This is a genomic window from Variovorax sp. YR752 (assembly GCF_943372545.1).
Map to the genome: position 1 here is coordinate 1 of NZ_CALRZC010000083.1, position 16,199 is coordinate 16,199.

Below are 16,199 nucleotides of genomic sequence, written 5' to 3' on the forward strand. Positions count from 1 at the left end.
GGCAGGGGCAGGGGCAGGGGCAGGGGCAGGGGCAGGGGCAGGGGCAGGGGCAGGGGCAGGTGAGGGCGCCGGTGCCGGCGAAGGCGCAGGGGGGCCGCCGGTGGGCGGCGGGGATGCAGCGCCACCGCCTCCTCCGCCGCCGCAGGCGCCGAGCGCCGCAACGATCATCGAACAAAGACCTGCGCGCGCGACACCGCGGCGCAACTCGGCGTCGGACATGTTCCTCTCTCCCTGCTACTCACTTCTTCTGATGAAAGCCAGTATGCCACTGGAGCAGGCACGTCCCGATAGGAAGAAAAGCGGGATCTGGCGCTGCCGCCGCGCCTCAGGTCACCGGCGCCGGATTGAACAGCACCAGCGCGTTGTGCAGCCGGTGCCGCTCGGCCCAGGTGCGCTCGCCGCTGGCCACGGCGAGCAGACGGTGGAACAGCGCCCAGCCGATCTCCTCGATGCTCGCTTCGCCGCTGGCGATGCGGCCGGCGTCGACGTCCATCAGGTCGTGCCAGCGCCGTGCGAGATCCGTGCGTGTCGCCACCTTGAGCACCGGGCATTCCGCCAAGCCGTAGGGCGTGCCGCGGCCGGTGGTGAAGACGTGCAGGTTCATGCCGGCGGCGAGCTGCAGCGTGCCGCAGATGAAGTCGCTCGCCGGCGTGGCGGCGTAGACCAGCCCGCGCTGCCCGCGCGCGAGTTTCTCGCCAGGCGACAGCACCGCGCCGATCGGCGCCGTGCCGCTCTTGATGATCGAGCCCATCGCCTTCTCGACGATGTTCGCGAGGCCGCCCGCCTTGTTGCCCGGCGTCGTGTTGGCGCTGCGGTCGACGCGGCCGCGCTGCAGGTAGGCGTCGTACCAGGCCATCTCGCGCACCACCGCCTGCGCGATCTCGGGCGTCGCGGCGCGCGAGGTGAGTTGCTCGACGGCGTCGCGCACCTCGGTGGTCTCGCTGAACATCACCGTCGCGCCGGCGCGCACCAGCAGGTCGCTCATGAAGCCGACCGCCGGGTTGGCGGTGACGCCGGAGAAGGCATCGCTGCCGCCGCACTGCACACCGACCACCAGCTCCGACGCCGGCACGGTCTCGCGGCGGCGGGCGTTCAGCCGTTCGAGGTGCGGCCGCGCCTGGCGCAGGATGGAGTCGATCATCGAGCCGAAGCCGACGTGCGCTTCGTCCTGCAGGCAGACGACGTCGAGTTGCGGTTCCTTGGCGTCGGCACCGATCGCGATCGTTCCGGGTGGCAACAGCCGCTGCGGCTGCAGCTTCTCGCAGCCGAGACTGACCACCATCAGCTCGCCACCGAAGTTCGGGTTCAGGCTGATGTGGCGCAGCGTGCGGATCGGGATCACCGCATCCGGCGCGTCGATCGCCACGCCACAGCCGTAGCCATGCTCCAGACCGACCACGTCATCGACGTACGGATACAGCGGCAGCAGTTCGCGGCGGATGCGGTCGACGGCATGCGCCACCACGCCGGCGACACATTGCACGGTCGTGGTGATCGCCAGCAGGTTGCGCGTGCCGACCGAGCCGTCGGCATTGCGGTAGCCCTGGAAGCTGTGTCCTTCCAGCGGCGGCGGCGCCAGCGCCTTTGCCGAGGCCATCGGCAGGCCATCGAGCCCACGCGCGTCGGGCATCTCGAGCAGGCGCTCGTGCACCCAGCGGCCGGCGTCGATGTCGCGCAGCGCACGACCGATGGGCACGCCGTAGCGCAGCACGGCGTCGCCGGATTTCAGGTCGACCAGCGCGACCTTGTGGCCCTGCGGCACCTGGTCCTTCAGCACCAGGGCGCCAGGGCAGACGGTCCCCGGCGGCAGGCCGCCGTCGTTGGCGACGATCGCAACGTTGTCGCGATCGTGCATGCGGATGATCAGGGGTGTCTGGCTCACGTCATTGCGGCTTCACGTTGCCGTCCTTGACCACCTTCTGCCACTTGGCCAGCTCGCTGCGGCCGAAGCTGGCGAACTGCTCGGGGGTGTTGGGCGTGTGGTCGAGTCCCAGGCCGTCCATCTTCGCCTTCACCTCGGCGCTGGCAAGGATCGCCTCGATCTCGCTGTTCATCCGCTGCACCACCGCCGCCGGCGTGCCGGCCGGCGCGTAGAAGGCCTGCCAGCTGGCGACGTCGAATCCGGCGATGCCGGCTTCCTGCAGCGTCGGCACCTCGGGCAGCACCTTGCTGCGCCTGGCGGAGGTGACGGCCAGCGCGCGCACCTTGCCCGACTGGATATGCGGCAGCGCGACGGTGGCGGTCTCGAAGCTCATCGGGATCTGGCCGCCGATGACATCCTGCACCGCCGGCGCGCTGCCCTTGTAGGGCACGTGGGTCAGCGGTGCGCCGGCGAGCAGCTTGAACATCTCGCCGGACATGTGCTGCGAGCTGCCCTGGCCGGCCGAGGCGAAGGGCAGCGGCTCCTTCTTCGCGGCGGCGACGATGTCGGCCACCGTCTTGTAAGGCTGCGAGCCGCCGACCAGCAGCACGTTGGAGATGCTGCCGAGCAGGATCACCGGCGCGAAATCCTTGCTCGCGTCATACGGCATCTTCGCCTGCAGCGCCGGGTTGATCGCGTGGCTGGCGATGGTGCCGAGCAGGAAGGTGTAGCCGTCGGGCGCGGACTTGGCCACGCTGTCGGCGCCGATCACGCCGCCGGCGCCGGCCTTGTTCTCGATCACCACCGTCTGCTTCAGCGATGCCTGCAGCTTCTCGCCCAGCGTGCGGGCGAGGATGTCGCTGGTGCCGCCGGCGGCGAAGGGCACGACGATGCGGATCGGCTGCTTGGCCGGCCACTCCTGCGCGAAGCTGGCGGCGGGGGCGAGGGCGGCCAGCGCGAGCGCGGTGGTGAGATGACGGCGGGTGAGGGTCATGGGAGTCTCCGGAAGGTGAAGGGCCGGGTCAGGGCAGCGTGATGGCCTCGACCCAGTTGGGGTTGCGGCCCACGGCATGCTCGTGCCGCAGGTCCAGGGTGCCGGTCGCGGCATCGATGCGATGCACGCCGACCGCGTGGGAACGCTGGCCGGCGGCGACCAGCCAGCGGCCAGAGGGCGTGATCGCGAAGCCGCGCGGCTGCGCCTGCGTCGGCCAGTGGCCGATCGGGCGCAGCGTGCCGCTGGCGGCGTCGACATCGAAGCCGGCCAGCGTGCTCGAGCGGCGTTCGCTGGTGTAGAGCCGCCGGCCATCGGGTGTCAGGCGCAGTTCGGCGGCCCAGGGCTCGCCGCTGAATCCGGGCGGCAGCATCGAGACGCTCTGCACGGGCGACAGCGTGCCGCGCTGCGCATCGAGCGCCAGCACGTCGACGCTGGCATCCAGTTCGTTGAGCAGGTAGACCCAGCGGCCGTCCGGATGGAAGGCGAGGTGGCGCGGGCCGGCGCCGTCGCGGATGCGCAGCGCCGGCGGATCGTTCGGCACGAGTTCGCCGCGCGCCGCATCGAAGCGGAACTGCATCAGCAGACCACCGCCCAGCGAGGTGGCGAAGACGAAGCGGTTGTCCGGCGACGCGCGCATCGCATGGGCATGGCGCGCGGTCGGCCAGGTGTGCATGGCGGCGCCGGGCAGGCCGGCGGCGTCGATCGGCGCGAGGGCGAGCCGGTCGCCGTGGTACGAGGCACTGAACAGCCAGCGGTCGCTGCCATCCACCGCGAGGTACGCCATGCTGGCCGGCAGCGGCGCTTCGCCCATCAGCTCGAGCCTGCCATCGGTCGCGGCGATGCGCAGCGCCAGCACACGCCACGGCTCGCTGCGGATGCCGGCGTAGAGCATGCGCTGGCCGGGTGACAGCGCCAGCGGCATCACCATGCCGCCGCAGGGCAGGGTCTGCCGCGTGGCCAGCATGCCGCTCGCCTCGTCGAGCGCAAGCACCGAGATCTCGCCGCTGTCGGCGTTGCTGACGTAGACGACGGTACTGGCCATCAGCGCGTCCTCACAGCCCCAGCGTGCGCGGCAGCCACAGCGACAGCCAGGGCACGTAGGTCACCAGCAACAGCACGACGAACAGCGCCGCGAAGAAGGGCATCATCGCGCGCGTCACCGTGCCTATCGGCAGCTTGGCCACTGCGCTGCCGACGAATAGCACCGTGCCCACCGGCGGCGTGATCAGCCCGATGCCGAGGTTGACCATCATGATCATGCCGAAGTGCACCGGGTCCACGCCCATCAGCTTGACCACCGGCAGCAGGATGGGCGTGAGGATGAGGATCAGCGGCGACATGTCCATCAGGCAGCCGAGTGCCAGCAGCATGACGTTGATCAGCATCAGGATGACGATCGGATTCGTCGACAAGCCGGTCAGGAAGGCGGTGACCTGCATCGGGATCTGCATCAGCGTCATCAGGTAGCCGAAGCAGGCCGCGAAGCCGATCAGGATCATCACGATGGTGACCGTCTTGACGGTGCGGTGCACGAGCTTGGGCAGGTCGCGCCAGCGGTAGTCGCGGTAGACGAACATGGTGACGAAGAAGGCCCACAGCACTGCGATCGAGGCCGACTCGTTGGCGGTGAACACGCCGGAGAGGATGCCGCCGAGGATGATGACCATGGTCATCAGGCCCCACAGCGCGTCGGCGCAGATCTTCAATGCCTGGCCCAGCGGGATCACCTCGCCCTTGGGATAGCCCTCGCGCCGCGCGATGACGAGGCACAGCACCGCCAGCGTCAGGCCCATCAGCAGCCCGGGCAGCACGCCGGCCATGAAGAGGGCGGCGATCGACACCGTGCCGCCGGCGGCCAGCGAGTACAGCACCGCGTTGTGGCTGGGCGGGATCAGGATCGCCTGCACCGAGCCGCTGACCGTCACCGCCGCGGCGAAGGGGCGCGGGTAGCCCTTCTTCTCCATCTCGGGGATCAGCACCGAGCCGATCGACGCGGTGTCGGCCACCGAGGAGCCGGAGATCGCGCCGAAGAAGGTCGAGGCGAGGATGTTGACGAGCGACAACCCGCCGCGGATGAAGCCGACCAGCACGCCAGCGAAGGCGACCAGGCGGCGCGCCATGCCGCCCTCGGCCATGATCGCGCCGGCCAGCACGAAGAAGGGAATCGCCAGCAGCGAGAACTTGTTGACCCCGGAGGCGAGCTGGATCATCACCGCGTCGAGCGGAATGTCGATCCACAGCGCGCCGATCAGCGCGGCCAGGCCGAGCGCGTAGGCGATCGGCACGCCCACCGTCATCAGCACGACGAAACTGCCGAGCAGCACCAGCGCGTCCATCAGCGCGCCTCGGGTTGTTCTTCGTAGCGCACGATCGCGCGTTGCGACTGCTCACCGAAGACGATGCGCTCGATGATGAACAGCAGCGTGATCGCCGCGCCGATCGGAATCGCCGCGTAGGTCACGCCCACCGGCAGCCAGGGCAGTTCGCTGATGCTCTGGTTCATCGTCTCCATCACCAGCCGCGCGCCGTAGAAGGCGACGAACAGGCAGGCCACGGCCATCAGCGCGTCGACCAGATGCGCGGCCGCGCGCTGCAGCGCCGCGGGCAGGCGCTCGACGACCATCGTCACCGCGATGTGGCCGCCGGCACGGTAGGCCGCCGCGGTGCCGATGAAGGTGAACACCATCATGAACAGGATGGCGATCGGCTCCGGCCACTGCGAACCGGCGCCGAGCACGTAGCGCGTGAACACGCCCCAGGGGATGATCAGCGACATCGCGACGATCGCCGCACCGGCCAGCCAGATGGCCGCCAGGTAGAGCCTGTCCATCAGGCGCAGGTAGAGCGGCTCGCTCGCCGCCGTGCCGGGGTGGATCACTTGACCGCGTCGATGCGCTTCATCAACTCGGCGAAGGGCGCGCCGTACTTGGCACGCACCGGCGCGGTGGCATCGAAGAAGGGCTTGTTGTCCATCTCGATGAACTCGACGCCGGCCGCCTTCAGCTTGGCCACGGCGTCCACGGTGTAGCTGTCCCACAGCCTGCGCTGCTCCATCTGCGCCTCGCGGCCGGCCTTGCGGAACAGCGCCTGGTCGGCCGGGCTGAGCTTGTCCCACGCCGCTTTCGACATCACCAGGATCTCCGGGATGATGAGGTGATGGGTCTGCGTGTAGAACTTCGCGCCGGCCTGGTAGTGGTTGGCGGTCAGCAGCGTCGGCGGGTTGTTCTCCGCGCCGTCGACCACGCCGGTCTGGATGGCGGTGAACACCTCGCCATAGCCCATCGAGATGCCGTTGCCGCCCATCGCGTTCATCGTGTCGACGAACAGCGGGTTGCCCATCATGCGGATCTTCTGGCCCTTCAGGTCCTCGGGCTTGCGCACCGGCTTCTTGGTGTAGAGGCTGCGCGAGCCGCTGTCCATCCAGGCCAGTGCGACCATCTTCGCCGGCGAGGCGCTGATCTTGTCGAGCATCTCCTGGCCGATCGGCCCGTCGACCACCGCGCGCATGTGCGCCGGGTTGCGGAACACGAAGGGCATGTTGAAGACGTTGACCTCGGGCACCACCGGGCCGAGCGGCCCGAGCGAGGTGCGCAGCAGCTGGATCGCGCCGACCTGGGTCTGCTCGATCATCTCCTTCTCGCCGCCGAGCACGGCGCCGGGGAACATCTGGAACTTGATGCGGCCCTGCGTGGCGGCCTCGATCTTCTTGCCCATGTTCTCGACGGCAACGACCGTCGGGTAGCCGGCAGGGTGAACGTCGGCGGCCTTCATCGTCTGTGCGTGCAGGGGCAGCGCGAGGGCGACGAGGGCCGACGCGGCAGCCAGCAGGCGGGTGGGGGTCTTCATCGCTTGTCTCCTGTCTCGTTGTGTTCTGCGGCGGTCATTCGAACGGGCCGGTGCGCACGAAGGCGCCGCCCTGGTAGGTGCTTGCCGGGTCGTCGCGGTCGAGCACCGGCTGGCGCGCCTCGACCGCGGCGCGGAAGGGCTCGGAGCTGTCCTGCGGCGCGTAGCCGACGTGGCGCGCCGGCGTGTTGTCCCACCAGGTCGTCGCGTTGGCCGACATGCCGTAGACGATGCTGTGGCCGACCACGGGCGCCGTCAGCGCGGCGACCACCAGTCGCTCGAGGTCGTCGTAGCCCAGCCAGGTGGCGAGCATGCGGCGGTCCTTCGGTTCGGGGAAGGACGAACCGATGCGCAGACTGACCGTCTCGATGCGGTAACGATCCCAGTAGAACTGCGCCAGGTTCTCGCCGTAGGCCTTCGACAGGCCGTAGTGGCCGTCGGGGCGCACAGGGGCGTGCGTGTCGATCACCTCGTCCTGGCGGTAGAAGCCGGTGACGTGGTTGGAACTGGCGAAGACGATGCGCTTGACGCCATGAATCCGTGCCGCCTCGTAGAGGTTCGCCGTGCCGACGATGTTGGCCTGCAGGATCAGGTCGAAGGGCTGCTCGGTGGACACGCCGCCGAGGTGAACCACGGCGGCGACGCCCTCGAGCAGCGCACGTACGCCATCGCGGTCTTCCAGCCGGCAGGGGCGCAGTTCCTCGCCCTCGGCGGCGGCGCCGAGATCGGCGATGTCCGAGACGCGCAGCACATCGCAGCGTGTCTTCAAGCGTGGCCTCAGCACACGGCCCAGTCCGCCCGCGGCGCCGGTCAGCAGCAGGCGGGAAAAGCGCAGCGGAGAGGGGTGGGCGGAGCTCATCGGGGGACCAGTGGATTGGCGGCGGCTTGGCGGCGGCTTGCTACAGTTCAGCCATACCGCTTGAGGTAAGACATCAGTTGTCGTATAACTTGAACCATTCTTCGACGCGACCGGGGCAGTGTCAAGCTCGGCGGTTCGGGGTTTGTCCGGAGGTGCCTTGAATCAGGATGTTCTCGCCGCCAGGCGGCCGCGCACGCTCGCCCTCGGTCTCGTCGAGGCGCTCGGCGAGCGCATCCGCGACGGCCGGCTCGCGCCCGGGGACAAGCTGCCCACCGAAGCGGCGGTGATGGCCGAGTTCGGCGTCAGCCGCACGGTGGTGCGCGAGGCGATCTCCAAGCTGCAGGCCGGCGGGCTGGTCGAGACGCGCCATGGCATCGGCACCTTCGTGGTCGGCGTCGGCGACGGTTCGGTGTTCCGCATCGAGCCGCACCAGCTCGGCACGCTGCGCGACGTGATCGCCGTGCTCGAGTTGCGCATCGGCATCGAGAGCGAGGCCGCCGGCCTGGCCGCGCAGCGGCGCAGCGAGGCCAACCTCGCGGCGATGCGTGCCGCGCTCGACGACTTCGCTGCCGCGGTGGAAGAGGGGCGCGACGCCGTCTCCGCCGACTTCCAGTTCCACGGCGAGATCGCGCGGGCGACCCAGAACGAGCACTTCGCCGGGCTGATGGCGACGCTGGGCGCGCAGATCATCCCGCGAGCGCGGCTCGAGCCGGCCGCCGCGGCCGACCCGCAGCGCCAGGCCTACCTGCGGCGCGTCAACGCCGAGCACGAAAGCATCTACGACGCCATCGCTGCGCAGGATGCCGACGCCGCCCGCGCGGCGATGCGCACGCACCTGGCGAACAGTCGCGAGCGGCGCCGCCGCGCCTTCGCCGGTACGCAGTAACCCCTAGTCATTTCGTATTGACTTGTGCGTCCCTAGTTGTACGATGACATACAACTAGTCTGGATTCTCCACCCGCACCACCCCATCATGAAGAAGCTGCTGTCACTGGCCGCCCTCGCGCTGGCCCTGATCAACCCGGCCCATGCCTGGCCGGAAAAGACCATCACCATCGTCGTGCCCTTCCCGCCGGGCGGCTCGACCGACACGCTGGCGCGCAGCGTCGGCGCGAAGATGCAGGAGAAGCTCGGCCAGACGGTGGTCGTCGAGAACAAGGCCGGCGCCACCGGCACCATCGGCGCCGCGCAGGTCAAGCGCGCCGCGCCGGACGGCTACACGGTGCTGGTGTCCTCGCTCGGGCCCTTCGTGATCGCGCCCTACCTGATCAAGAACGTGCCCTACGACGCCGGCAAGGACTTCGACCTGCTGACGGTCGCGGTGCAGGCGCCCAACGTGCTGGTCGTGCCAGCGGCCTCGCCGCACAAGAGCGTGGCCGACGTGATCGCTGCGCTGAAGCAGACGCCCGGCAAGATGAGCTTCGCGTCCTCGGGCAACGGCTCGTCCGACCACCTCACTGCCGAACTGTTCTGGCTGCAGACCGGCACCAGCGGCGTGCACGTGCCCTACAAGGGCGGCGCCCCGGCGGTCAGCGACCTGCTCGGCGGCCAGGTCGACGCCTCGTTCCAGAACATCAACGCGATCGTCCAGCACGTCAACGGCGGCAAGCTGCGCGCGCTGGCCGTCACCGGTGCGAAGCGCTCGGCGCTGATGCCCAACGTGCCGACGCTGGCCGAGTCGGGCGTGAAGGATGCCGACGTCTACTCCTGGCAGGGCATCGCCGCGCCCAAGGGCCTGCCGGCCGACGTGAAGGCGAAGCTGCATGCGGCCATCGTCGCCGCGCTGAACGATCCGGGCGTCAAACCCAAGCTGCTCGAGGTCGGCTTCGAGATCGTGGCCAACACGCCCGAGCAGTTCGCCGCTTTCCAGGCCAGCGAGTCGGCACGCTGGAAGCAACTCATCGAGACCCGCAAGATCACCGCGGATTGATGCCATGAGCACGCCGACCATCACCTCGCTGCAGGCGATTCCCGTCGCCGGCCGCGACAGCATGCTGCTCAACCTGAGCGGCGCCCACGGCCCTTTCTTCACGCGCAACCTGCTGGTCCTGACCGACAGCGCCGGGCGCAGCGGCGTCGGCGAGGTGCCGGGCGGCGAGAAGATCCGTCAGACGCTGGAAGACGCACGTGAGCTGGTGGTCGGCCAGCCGGTGGCCAATGTGCAATCGGTGATGCAGGCGATGCAGCGCGCCTTCGCCGATCGCGATGCCGGCGGCCGCGGCCTGCAGACCTTCGACCTGCGCACCACCATCCATGCCGTCACCGCCGTCGAGTCGGCGATGCTGGACCTGCTCGGCCAGCACCTCGGGCTGCCGGTGGCGGCGCTGCTCGGCGAAGGGCAGCAGCGCGACGCGGTGGAGATGCTCGGCTACCTGTTCTTCGTCGGCGATCGCCGCCAGACGAATCTGCCCTACGACGAAGCGCCGGGCGCCGACAATCACTGGTTCCGCCTGCGCCACGAAGCGGCGATGGATCCGCAGGGTGTCGTGCGCCTCGCAGAAGCCGCACGCGAGCGCTACGGCTTCAACGATTTCAAGCTCAAGGGCGGCGTGCTCGCCGGCGACGCCGAAGTGGACGCGGTGATCGCGCTGCACGAGCGCTTCCCGCAGGCCCGCGTGACGCTCGACCCGAACGGCGGCTGGCTGCTGAAGGACGCGATCCGTCTCGGCCAGCGCATGCGCGGCGTTGTCGCCTACGCGGAAGACCCCTGCGGCGCCGAGCAGGGTCTCAGCGGCCGCGAGGTGATGGCCGAGTTCCGCCGCGCCACCGGCCTGCCCACCGCCACCAACATGGTCGCCACCGACTGGCGCCAGCTGTCGCACGCGCTGTCGCTGCAGTCGGTCGACATCCCGCTGGCCGACCCGCATTTCTGGACCATGGCCGGTTCGGTGCGCGTCGCGCAGACCTGCCGAGACTGGGGCCTGACCTGGGGCTCGCATTCGAACAACCACTTCGACGTGTCGCTGGCGATGTTCACCCACGTCGGTGCCGCCGCGCCGGGCAAGGTGACGGCGATCGACACGCACTGGATCTGGCAGGACGGCCAGCGGTTGACGAAGGAGCCGCTGCAGATCGTCGGCGGCCATGTGCAGGTTCCGAAGAAGCCCGGCCTCGGTGTCGAACTCGACACGGCCGAGGTCGCCAAGGCGCATCAGCTTTACCTGCAGCACGGCCTGGGCGCCCGCGACGACGCGATGGCCATGCAGTACCTGATCCCGAACTGGGCCTTCGACCCCAAGCGGCCGTGCATGGTGCGCTGAGGCGCCACGAGCCTTTCCCCCAAGGAGAAACGATGAAGAAGCTCACACGAATCGCGCTGGCCATGCTGGCGGCTGTCGCTCTCAACGCCTCGGCCCAGCAGTGGCCCAGCAAGACGCTGCGCATCGTCGTGCCCTACCCGCCGGGCGGTTCGTCGGACATCATCGCCCGCGCGATCTCGCAGCCGCTGTCGGAGGCGCTCAAGCAGACGGTGATCGTCGAGAACAAGCCCGGCGCCAACGGCAACACCGGCACCGACTTCGTCGCCAAGTCCACCGACGGCCACACGCTGCTGCTGTGCGATGTCGGCGCGCTGGCGATCACCGCCTCGGTCTACAAGCAACTGCCTTTCGATCCGGGCAAGGACCTGCGCGGCGTCACCATGCTCGCCTACTCGCCGCACCTGCTGGTGGTGCACCCCTCGGTGAAGGCGAACAACCTGCAGGAACTGGTCGCGCTGTCGCACAAGGACAAACTCAACTTCGCGGTGACGGCGATCGGCAGCGCGCCGCACCTGGCCGGCGTGGCGGTGGAGAAGGCCACCAAGGCCGAGTGGACCTACATTCCCTACAAGGGCGGCTCGCAGGCGATCGGCGACACCGTCGCCGGCCAGACCCAGGTGCTGATGAACGGCATGCTGGCGACGCTGCCGCACGTGCAGTCGGGCAAGCTGAAGGTGCTGGGCGTGTCCAAGGCGACGCGCGTGCCGCTGCTGGCCAACGTGCCGACCATCGCCGAGCAGGGTGTCAAGGGCTTCGAGTCCGGCACCTGGCAGGGGGCGCTGATGCCGGCCTCGACGCCGCCGGCGGTGGTGGCCCGCGTGAACGCCGAGCTGACGCGCATCATCCGTTCGCCCGAGGTGCGCGAGCGCCTGGTGTCGCAGGGCGCCGAGGTCTACACGATGACGCCGGCGGAGTTCTCCACCTTCTTCGAGCGGGAGCGCAAGAATTGGGCGTCCGTCGTCGCGGCGGGCGGCGTGAAGATCGACTGAAAGGTTTCGATTGAACAAGAAGCACCGCATCCTGCAGGCCGGCCGGCTGCTGCCCTCGCTCGAGGCACGGCTGGCCGCCGAATTCGACCACGTGCTGCTCGCCGAGCAGGCCGATCCGCAGGCCTTCCTGGCCGCGCATGGCGGCGAGTTCGAGGGCTTCGTCACCTCGGCCGGCGTCGGCTACACCGCCGAGACGCTGGCCCGGCTGACGACGCTGCGCGTGATCTCCAGCTTCGGCGTCGGCCTGGACAAGCTCGACCTCGCCGCCGCCAAGGCGCGCGGCATCGCGGTGGGCTACACGCCCGACGTGCTGAACGACTGCGTGGCCGACCTGGCCATGGTGCTGATGCTCGACATCGGCCGCCGTGTCAGCGAAGCCGACCGCTTCGTGCGCCGCGGCGACTGGGTCACGCCGGGCGCGAAGAGCTTCCCGCTGGCGCGCAAGGTCAGCGGCGCGAAGCTGGGCATCGTCGGCCTGGGCCGCATCGGCCAGACGATCGCGAAGCGCGCCACCGGTTTCGAGATGAACATCCGCTACCACAGCCGCCGGCCGGTCGAGGGCGTGCCGTGGCGGCACGAGCCCTCGCTGGTCGAGTTGGCGCGCTGGTGCGACTACCTGGTGGTCATCACCGCCGGCGGTGCCGGCACCAGGCACCTGGTCAACGACGCGGTGCTCGATGCGCTCGGCCCGCGCGGCTTCCTGGTCAACGTGGCGCGCGGTTCGGTGATCGACGAGGCAGCGCTGGTGCGCGCCTTGCAGGCCAGGCGCATCGCCGGCGCCGGGCTGGACGTGTTCGAGAACGAGCCGAACGTTCCCCCCGCGCTGTTCGAGCTCGACAACGTGGTGCTGCTGCCGCACATCGCCAGCGGCACCGAGGAAACGCGCCAGGCCATGGCCGACCGCACTTTCGACAACCTGCAGGGTTTCCTGAGCGAGGGCCGCATGGTCTCGCCGGCGCCCCTGCCCTGAGGACACCACGATGAGAGAGAACCGCCTGCGCACGCTGTGGGCCAATGACCGGGCCGCGGTGAACGGCTGGCTGGCGATTGCCAACAGCTTCTCCGCCGAGACCATGGCCCACCAGGGCTGGGATACGCTGACCATCGACCTGCAGCATGGCGTGATCGACTACCAGGCGATGGTGGGCATGCTGCAGGCCATCTCGACCACGGCCACCGTGCCCATCGTGCGCGTGCCCTGGCTGGAGCCCGGCATCATCATGAAGACGCTGGACGCCGGCGCCTACGGCGTGATCTGCCCGATGGTCAACACGCGGGAGGAGGCGCAGCGCTTCGTCGCCTACACCAGCTATGCGCCGATGGGCACGAGGAGCTTCGGGCCGGTGCGTGCGCTGCTCTACGGCGGTGCCGACTACCCGAGCGAGGCCAACCACACCATCGTGCGCTTCGCGATGATCGAGACGGCGCAGGCGCTGGACAACCTCGATGCCATCCTCTCCGTCGAAGGGCTGGACGCGATCTACATCGGCCCTTCGGACCTGTCGCTGGCGCTGGGCTGCAAGCCGACCTTCGACGACGTCGACCCGAAGGTGGCGCAGGCGATCGACCACATCGTCGCTCGCGCCAAGGTGCATGGCGTGCAGGCCGGCATCCACAACGGCCGCAGCGACGTGGCCAAGGCGCGCATCGCCAAGGGCTTCCGTTTCGTGACGGTGAGTTCCGATGCGCGCCTGCTCGCCGCCGGATCGCAACAACTGCTGGGCGAGATGCGCCAGCGCTGAACGAGGAACATCGCCATGAAGCTGGGATTCATCGGGCTGGGCATCATGGGCGCGCCGATGGCGGGCCACCTGCGTGCCGCCGGGCACGAACTGTTCGTCAACACACGCAGCCAGGTGCCGCAAGCGCTGGCCGACGCCGGCGCGGTCGCCTGTGCCTCACCGAAGGAAGTGGCCGAGCGCGCCGAGGTGATCTTCACGATGGTCCCTGACACGCCGGACGTGGAGAAGGTGCTGTTTGCGGACAACGGGGTGGCCGCCGGTCTGAAGGATGCGAAGCGCGGCCCTGACGGCCGCGTGGGCAAGACGGTGGTGGACATGAGCTCGATCTCGCCGATCGAGACGAAGGCGTTCGCGAAGCGCATCAACGAGCTGGGCTGCGACTACCTGGACGCGCCGGTCAGTGGCGGCGAAGTCGGCGCCAAGGCAGCCAGCCTGACCATCATGATTGGCGGCCCCGAGGCGGCCTTCGAGCGCGTGCTGCCTCTCTTCCAGCTGATGGGCAAGAACATCACGCGTGTGGGTGGCAACGGCGACGGACAGACGACCAAGGTGGCCAACCAGATCATCGTGGCGCTGAACATCGCGGCGGTGGGAGAAGCCCTGGTGTTCGCCAGCAAGGCGGGAGCGGACCCGGCCAAGGTGAGGCAGGCGCTGATGGGCGGCTTCGCGGCCAGCCGCATCCTGGAGGTGCACGGCGAGCGGATGATCAAGCGGACCTTCAACCCGGGCTTCCGCATCGGGCTGCACCAGAAGGACCTGAACCTGGCGCTGCAGGGCGCGAGGGCGCTGGGGGTGAGCCTGCCCGGGACGGCCAACGCGGCGCAGCTGATGCAGGCCTGTGCGGCCAACGGCATGCAGGAGCTGGACCATTCGGCGCTGGTGCGCGCGCTCGAACTGCTCGCCAGGCACGAGGTGGCCTGAGCACCGGTGCGGCCGGCGAACTGAGTTGGCTCAAGGTCCTGCCGCCGCGCGTGGCAGGCACCGGGGTGGGTTTGATCCACCGCAAGACGATACCCGGGGGGGTCGGACACATTGGTGTCGTCGAAAACCACATCCGGGGACATCGCTTGGACACCCACACCACCAGCGGCGACGTCAATGCACGGCCCATGCGGCCGCTTCGGTCGCGTCGTCTTTCGTCGGGCGCGCTGCCGGCGCCGGCGGCCGGCGGGGCCGCGTTCTGGTCGGCCGTGCTCGGCGCCCCGGCGCTGAGCGCCGAGATCGTGGCCGCCTTGCAGGAGCTCGCCCAGGTGCGCGAGTTGCCTGCGGGCAGCCTGCTCGTCTCCACCCGCGAACCGGCGCGTGAGCTGTGCCTGCTGGCCCGCGGCGACGCAGCGCTGGGCAGTGCTTCGCCCGACGGCACCTTCCAGCCCGAACGCAGTGTGCAGGGCCCTGGCTGGCTGGACGCCAGCAGCGCCTGGCTGGGCGGCAACCCGGCGCAGGATGCCGTGGCGCTGTCCGACGTGCAGGTGGTGATGCTGCCGCGCGCGGACCTGCAGACGCTTCTGCAGCAGCACCCCGATCTCGGACGCCGCATGGTGGTCACGCTGGCGCGTCAGGTGCAGTCGTTGACCCTGGCCACCCACGACCTGATGCACAAGGACGCCGAAGGCCGCTTCGCCGCCTGGTTGCTGCAGCGCTGCGCCAGCGAGGCGGCCAGTGACGGCTCGATTACCGTGTCGCTCAACGAGCGCAAGCGCGACATCGCCTCGCAACTGGCGATCACGCCGGAGACGCTGTCGCGCCTGCTGCGCCAGCTCAGCCGCAAGGGGCTGATCTTCGTGTCGGGCTACACCGTGAAGGTGCTCGACGTTGCTGCGCTGCGCGCACTCGCGGGGGACTGAAGCGGCGAGGCGCTGCTGGCCTGCAGCAGCTGCGCGGCCACCGCCGCGGCGATCACCTCGGGCTCCTTGCCGGTGATGCCCGGCAGGCCGATCGGGCAGTGCATGCGCGCGATCGCCTCGGCAGAGATGCCCATCGCCTCGAATCGGTGGATGAAGCGGGCCCGTTTGGTCTGCGAGCCGATCAGTCCGAGGAAGCCGAAGTCGCCGCGCCGCAGGATGGCCTCGGCGATGCGCAGGTCGAGGTCGTGGCGGTGCGTGAGCACCAGGTAGAAGGCTCCGCGCGGAGCGCAGCGCACCTCGGCCTCGGGCGCGTCGACAGCGATCTTGCGTGTGCGGGCCGGCAGTTCACCGTCCGGCGGAAACTCCTCGTCGCGCTCGTCGATCCAGTCGATCAGCCCGTTCAGCGGCGCCAGTGCCCTCACGATCGCCCGCCCGACGTGGCCGGCACCGAAGAGCTGCAGATGGAATCGGGGTGCGGCCAGCGGCCAGGCCGCCACGGCTCTGGCTTCGAGCGCCAAGAAGCCCAGCGTCACCGCGCCGCCGCAGCACTGGCCGAGCGCGGGGCCGAGCGGGTAGTGGGCCGACTGCGGGCCACGCTCGCCCGCTGCGAGCATGCGCCGCGCACGCTCGATCGCCTTCAGCTCCAGGTGACCGCCGCCGATCGTGCCCTCGCAGCGCTCGGCGCTCACCAGCATGCGCGTGCCGGCCTCGCGCGGTGCGGAGCCGAGGGCTTCGGTGACTTCCACCAGCACAGCGGGCGTGCCGGCAGACAGCCAGGCGATCGCGGTGTCGCGCACGCTGGCCATC

16 protein-coding genes are annotated in these 16,199 nt (G+C 69.6%); 8 read left to right on the top strand and 8 right to left on the bottom strand.

All coding sequences use genetic code 11. The annotated features are described in order from the left end of the window. Positions 1 to 325: 325 nt before the first annotated feature. From garD to AAG801_RS19715, 7 genes are read right to left on the bottom strand one after another with little or no spacing between them, the layout of a single operon-like run. Positions 326 to 1,855 carry a galactarate dehydratase gene (gene garD, locus AAG801_RS19685; RefSeq protein ID WP_341889901.1) on the bottom strand — a complete coding sequence of 510 codons (1,530 nt, stop codon included), beginning with the start codon at positions 1,853 to 1,855 and terminating at the stop codon, positions 326 to 328. Between the two features lie 28 nt (positions 1,856 to 1,883). After that, complete coding sequence (locus AAG801_RS19690; RefSeq protein WP_341889874.1) at positions 1,884 to 2,855, bottom strand: tripartite tricarboxylate transporter substrate binding protein; 972 nt, start codon at positions 2,853 to 2,855, stop codon at positions 1,884 to 1,886. 28 nt (positions 2,856 to 2,883) lie between these two features. Further along, positions 2,884 to 3,897 carry a lactonase family protein gene (locus AAG801_RS19695; RefSeq protein ID WP_341889875.1) on the bottom strand — a complete coding sequence of 338 codons (1,014 nt, stop codon included), beginning with the start codon at positions 3,895 to 3,897 and terminating at the stop codon, positions 2,884 to 2,886. A gap of 10 nt (positions 3,898 to 3,907) precedes the next feature. Then, the gene (locus AAG801_RS19700) at positions 3,908 to 5,191 is read right to left on the bottom strand and encodes a TRAP transporter large permease (protein WP_341889876.1); all 1,284 of its coding nucleotides are present in this window, start codon (positions 5,189 to 5,191) and stop codon (positions 3,908 to 3,910) included. Then, a complete protein-coding gene (locus tag AAG801_RS19705; protein WP_341889877.1) occupies positions 5,191 to 5,733 on the bottom strand; it encodes a TRAP transporter small permease in 543 nt (180 codons plus the stop codon). Before AAG801_RS19705 ends, AAG801_RS19700 begins: the two co-directional genes overlap by 1 nt. Next, complete coding sequence (locus tag AAG801_RS19710; RefSeq protein WP_341889878.1) at positions 5,730 to 6,701, bottom strand: TRAP transporter substrate-binding protein; 972 nt, start codon at positions 6,699 to 6,701, stop codon at positions 5,730 to 5,732. The genes AAG801_RS19705 and AAG801_RS19710 overlap by 4 nt, the downstream gene beginning before the upstream one ends. Before the next feature lie 34 nt (positions 6,702 to 6,735). Then, complete coding sequence (locus tag AAG801_RS19715) at positions 6,736 to 7,557, bottom strand: NAD(P)-dependent oxidoreductase (protein WP_341889879.1); 822 nt, start codon at positions 7,555 to 7,557, stop codon at positions 6,736 to 6,738. Positions 7,558 to 7,714: 157 nt separating this feature from the next. On the opposite strand from AAG801_RS19715, the gene AAG801_RS19720 reads away from it, so the two are divergent. The 8 genes from AAG801_RS19720 (at position 7,715) to AAG801_RS19755 (ending at position 15,392) form a co-directional block, all read left to right on the top strand. Further along, the gene (locus AAG801_RS19720) at positions 7,715 to 8,443 is read left to right on the top strand and encodes a FadR/GntR family transcriptional regulator (RefSeq protein WP_341889880.1); all 729 of its coding nucleotides are present in this window, start codon (positions 7,715 to 7,717) and stop codon (positions 8,441 to 8,443) included. Positions 8,444 to 8,530: 87 nt separating this feature from the next. After that, entirely contained in the window at positions 8,531 to 9,487 is a 957-nt protein-coding gene (locus AAG801_RS19725) for a tripartite tricarboxylate transporter substrate binding protein (protein ID WP_341889881.1), read from the top strand. Between the two features lie 4 nt (positions 9,488 to 9,491). Next, positions 9,492 to 10,817 (top strand): glucarate dehydratase, encoded by a 1,326-nt coding sequence (gudD, locus tag AAG801_RS19730; RefSeq protein WP_341889882.1) that lies wholly within the window; start codon positions 9,492 to 9,494, stop codon positions 10,815 to 10,817. A gap of 62 nt (positions 10,818 to 10,879) precedes the next feature. Further along, positions 10,880 to 11,806 carry a tripartite tricarboxylate transporter substrate binding protein gene (locus AAG801_RS19735; RefSeq protein WP_341889902.1) on the top strand — a complete coding sequence of 309 codons (927 nt, stop codon included), beginning with the start codon at positions 10,880 to 10,882 and terminating at the stop codon, positions 11,804 to 11,806. A 10-nt stretch (positions 11,807 to 11,816) separates the two neighbouring features. Further along, positions 11,817 to 12,776 carry a 2-hydroxyacid dehydrogenase gene (locus AAG801_RS19740; RefSeq protein WP_341889883.1) on the top strand — a complete coding sequence of 320 codons (960 nt, stop codon included), beginning with the start codon at positions 11,817 to 11,819 and terminating at the stop codon, positions 12,774 to 12,776. Positions 12,777 to 12,786: 10 nt separating this feature from the next. After that, on the top strand, positions 12,787 to 13,548 hold the full coding sequence (locus AAG801_RS19745; RefSeq protein WP_341889884.1) for an aldolase/citrate lyase family protein: 762 nt from the start codon (positions 12,787 to 12,789) through the stop codon (positions 13,546 to 13,548). A 15-nt stretch (positions 13,549 to 13,563) separates the two neighbouring features. After that, on the top strand, positions 13,564 to 14,469 hold the full coding sequence (locus AAG801_RS19750; RefSeq protein ID WP_341889885.1) for a 2-hydroxy-3-oxopropionate reductase: 906 nt from the start codon (positions 13,564 to 13,566) through the stop codon (positions 14,467 to 14,469). 146 nt (positions 14,470 to 14,615) lie between these two features. Continuing rightward, on the top strand, positions 14,616 to 15,392 hold the full coding sequence (locus AAG801_RS19755; RefSeq protein ID WP_341889886.1) for a Crp/Fnr family transcriptional regulator: 777 nt from the start codon (positions 14,616 to 14,618) through the stop codon (positions 15,390 to 15,392). Here the strand turns inward: AAG801_RS19755 and xdhC are convergent. After that, positions 15,338 to 16,198, bottom strand: a complete 861-nt coding sequence (xdhC, locus tag AAG801_RS19760) for a xanthine dehydrogenase accessory protein XdhC (RefSeq protein ID WP_341889887.1) — start codon at positions 16,196 to 16,198, stop codon at positions 15,338 to 15,340. The two genes, AAG801_RS19755 and xdhC, sit on opposite strands and share 55 nt — an antisense overlap. Position 16,199: the final 1 nt, after the last annotated feature.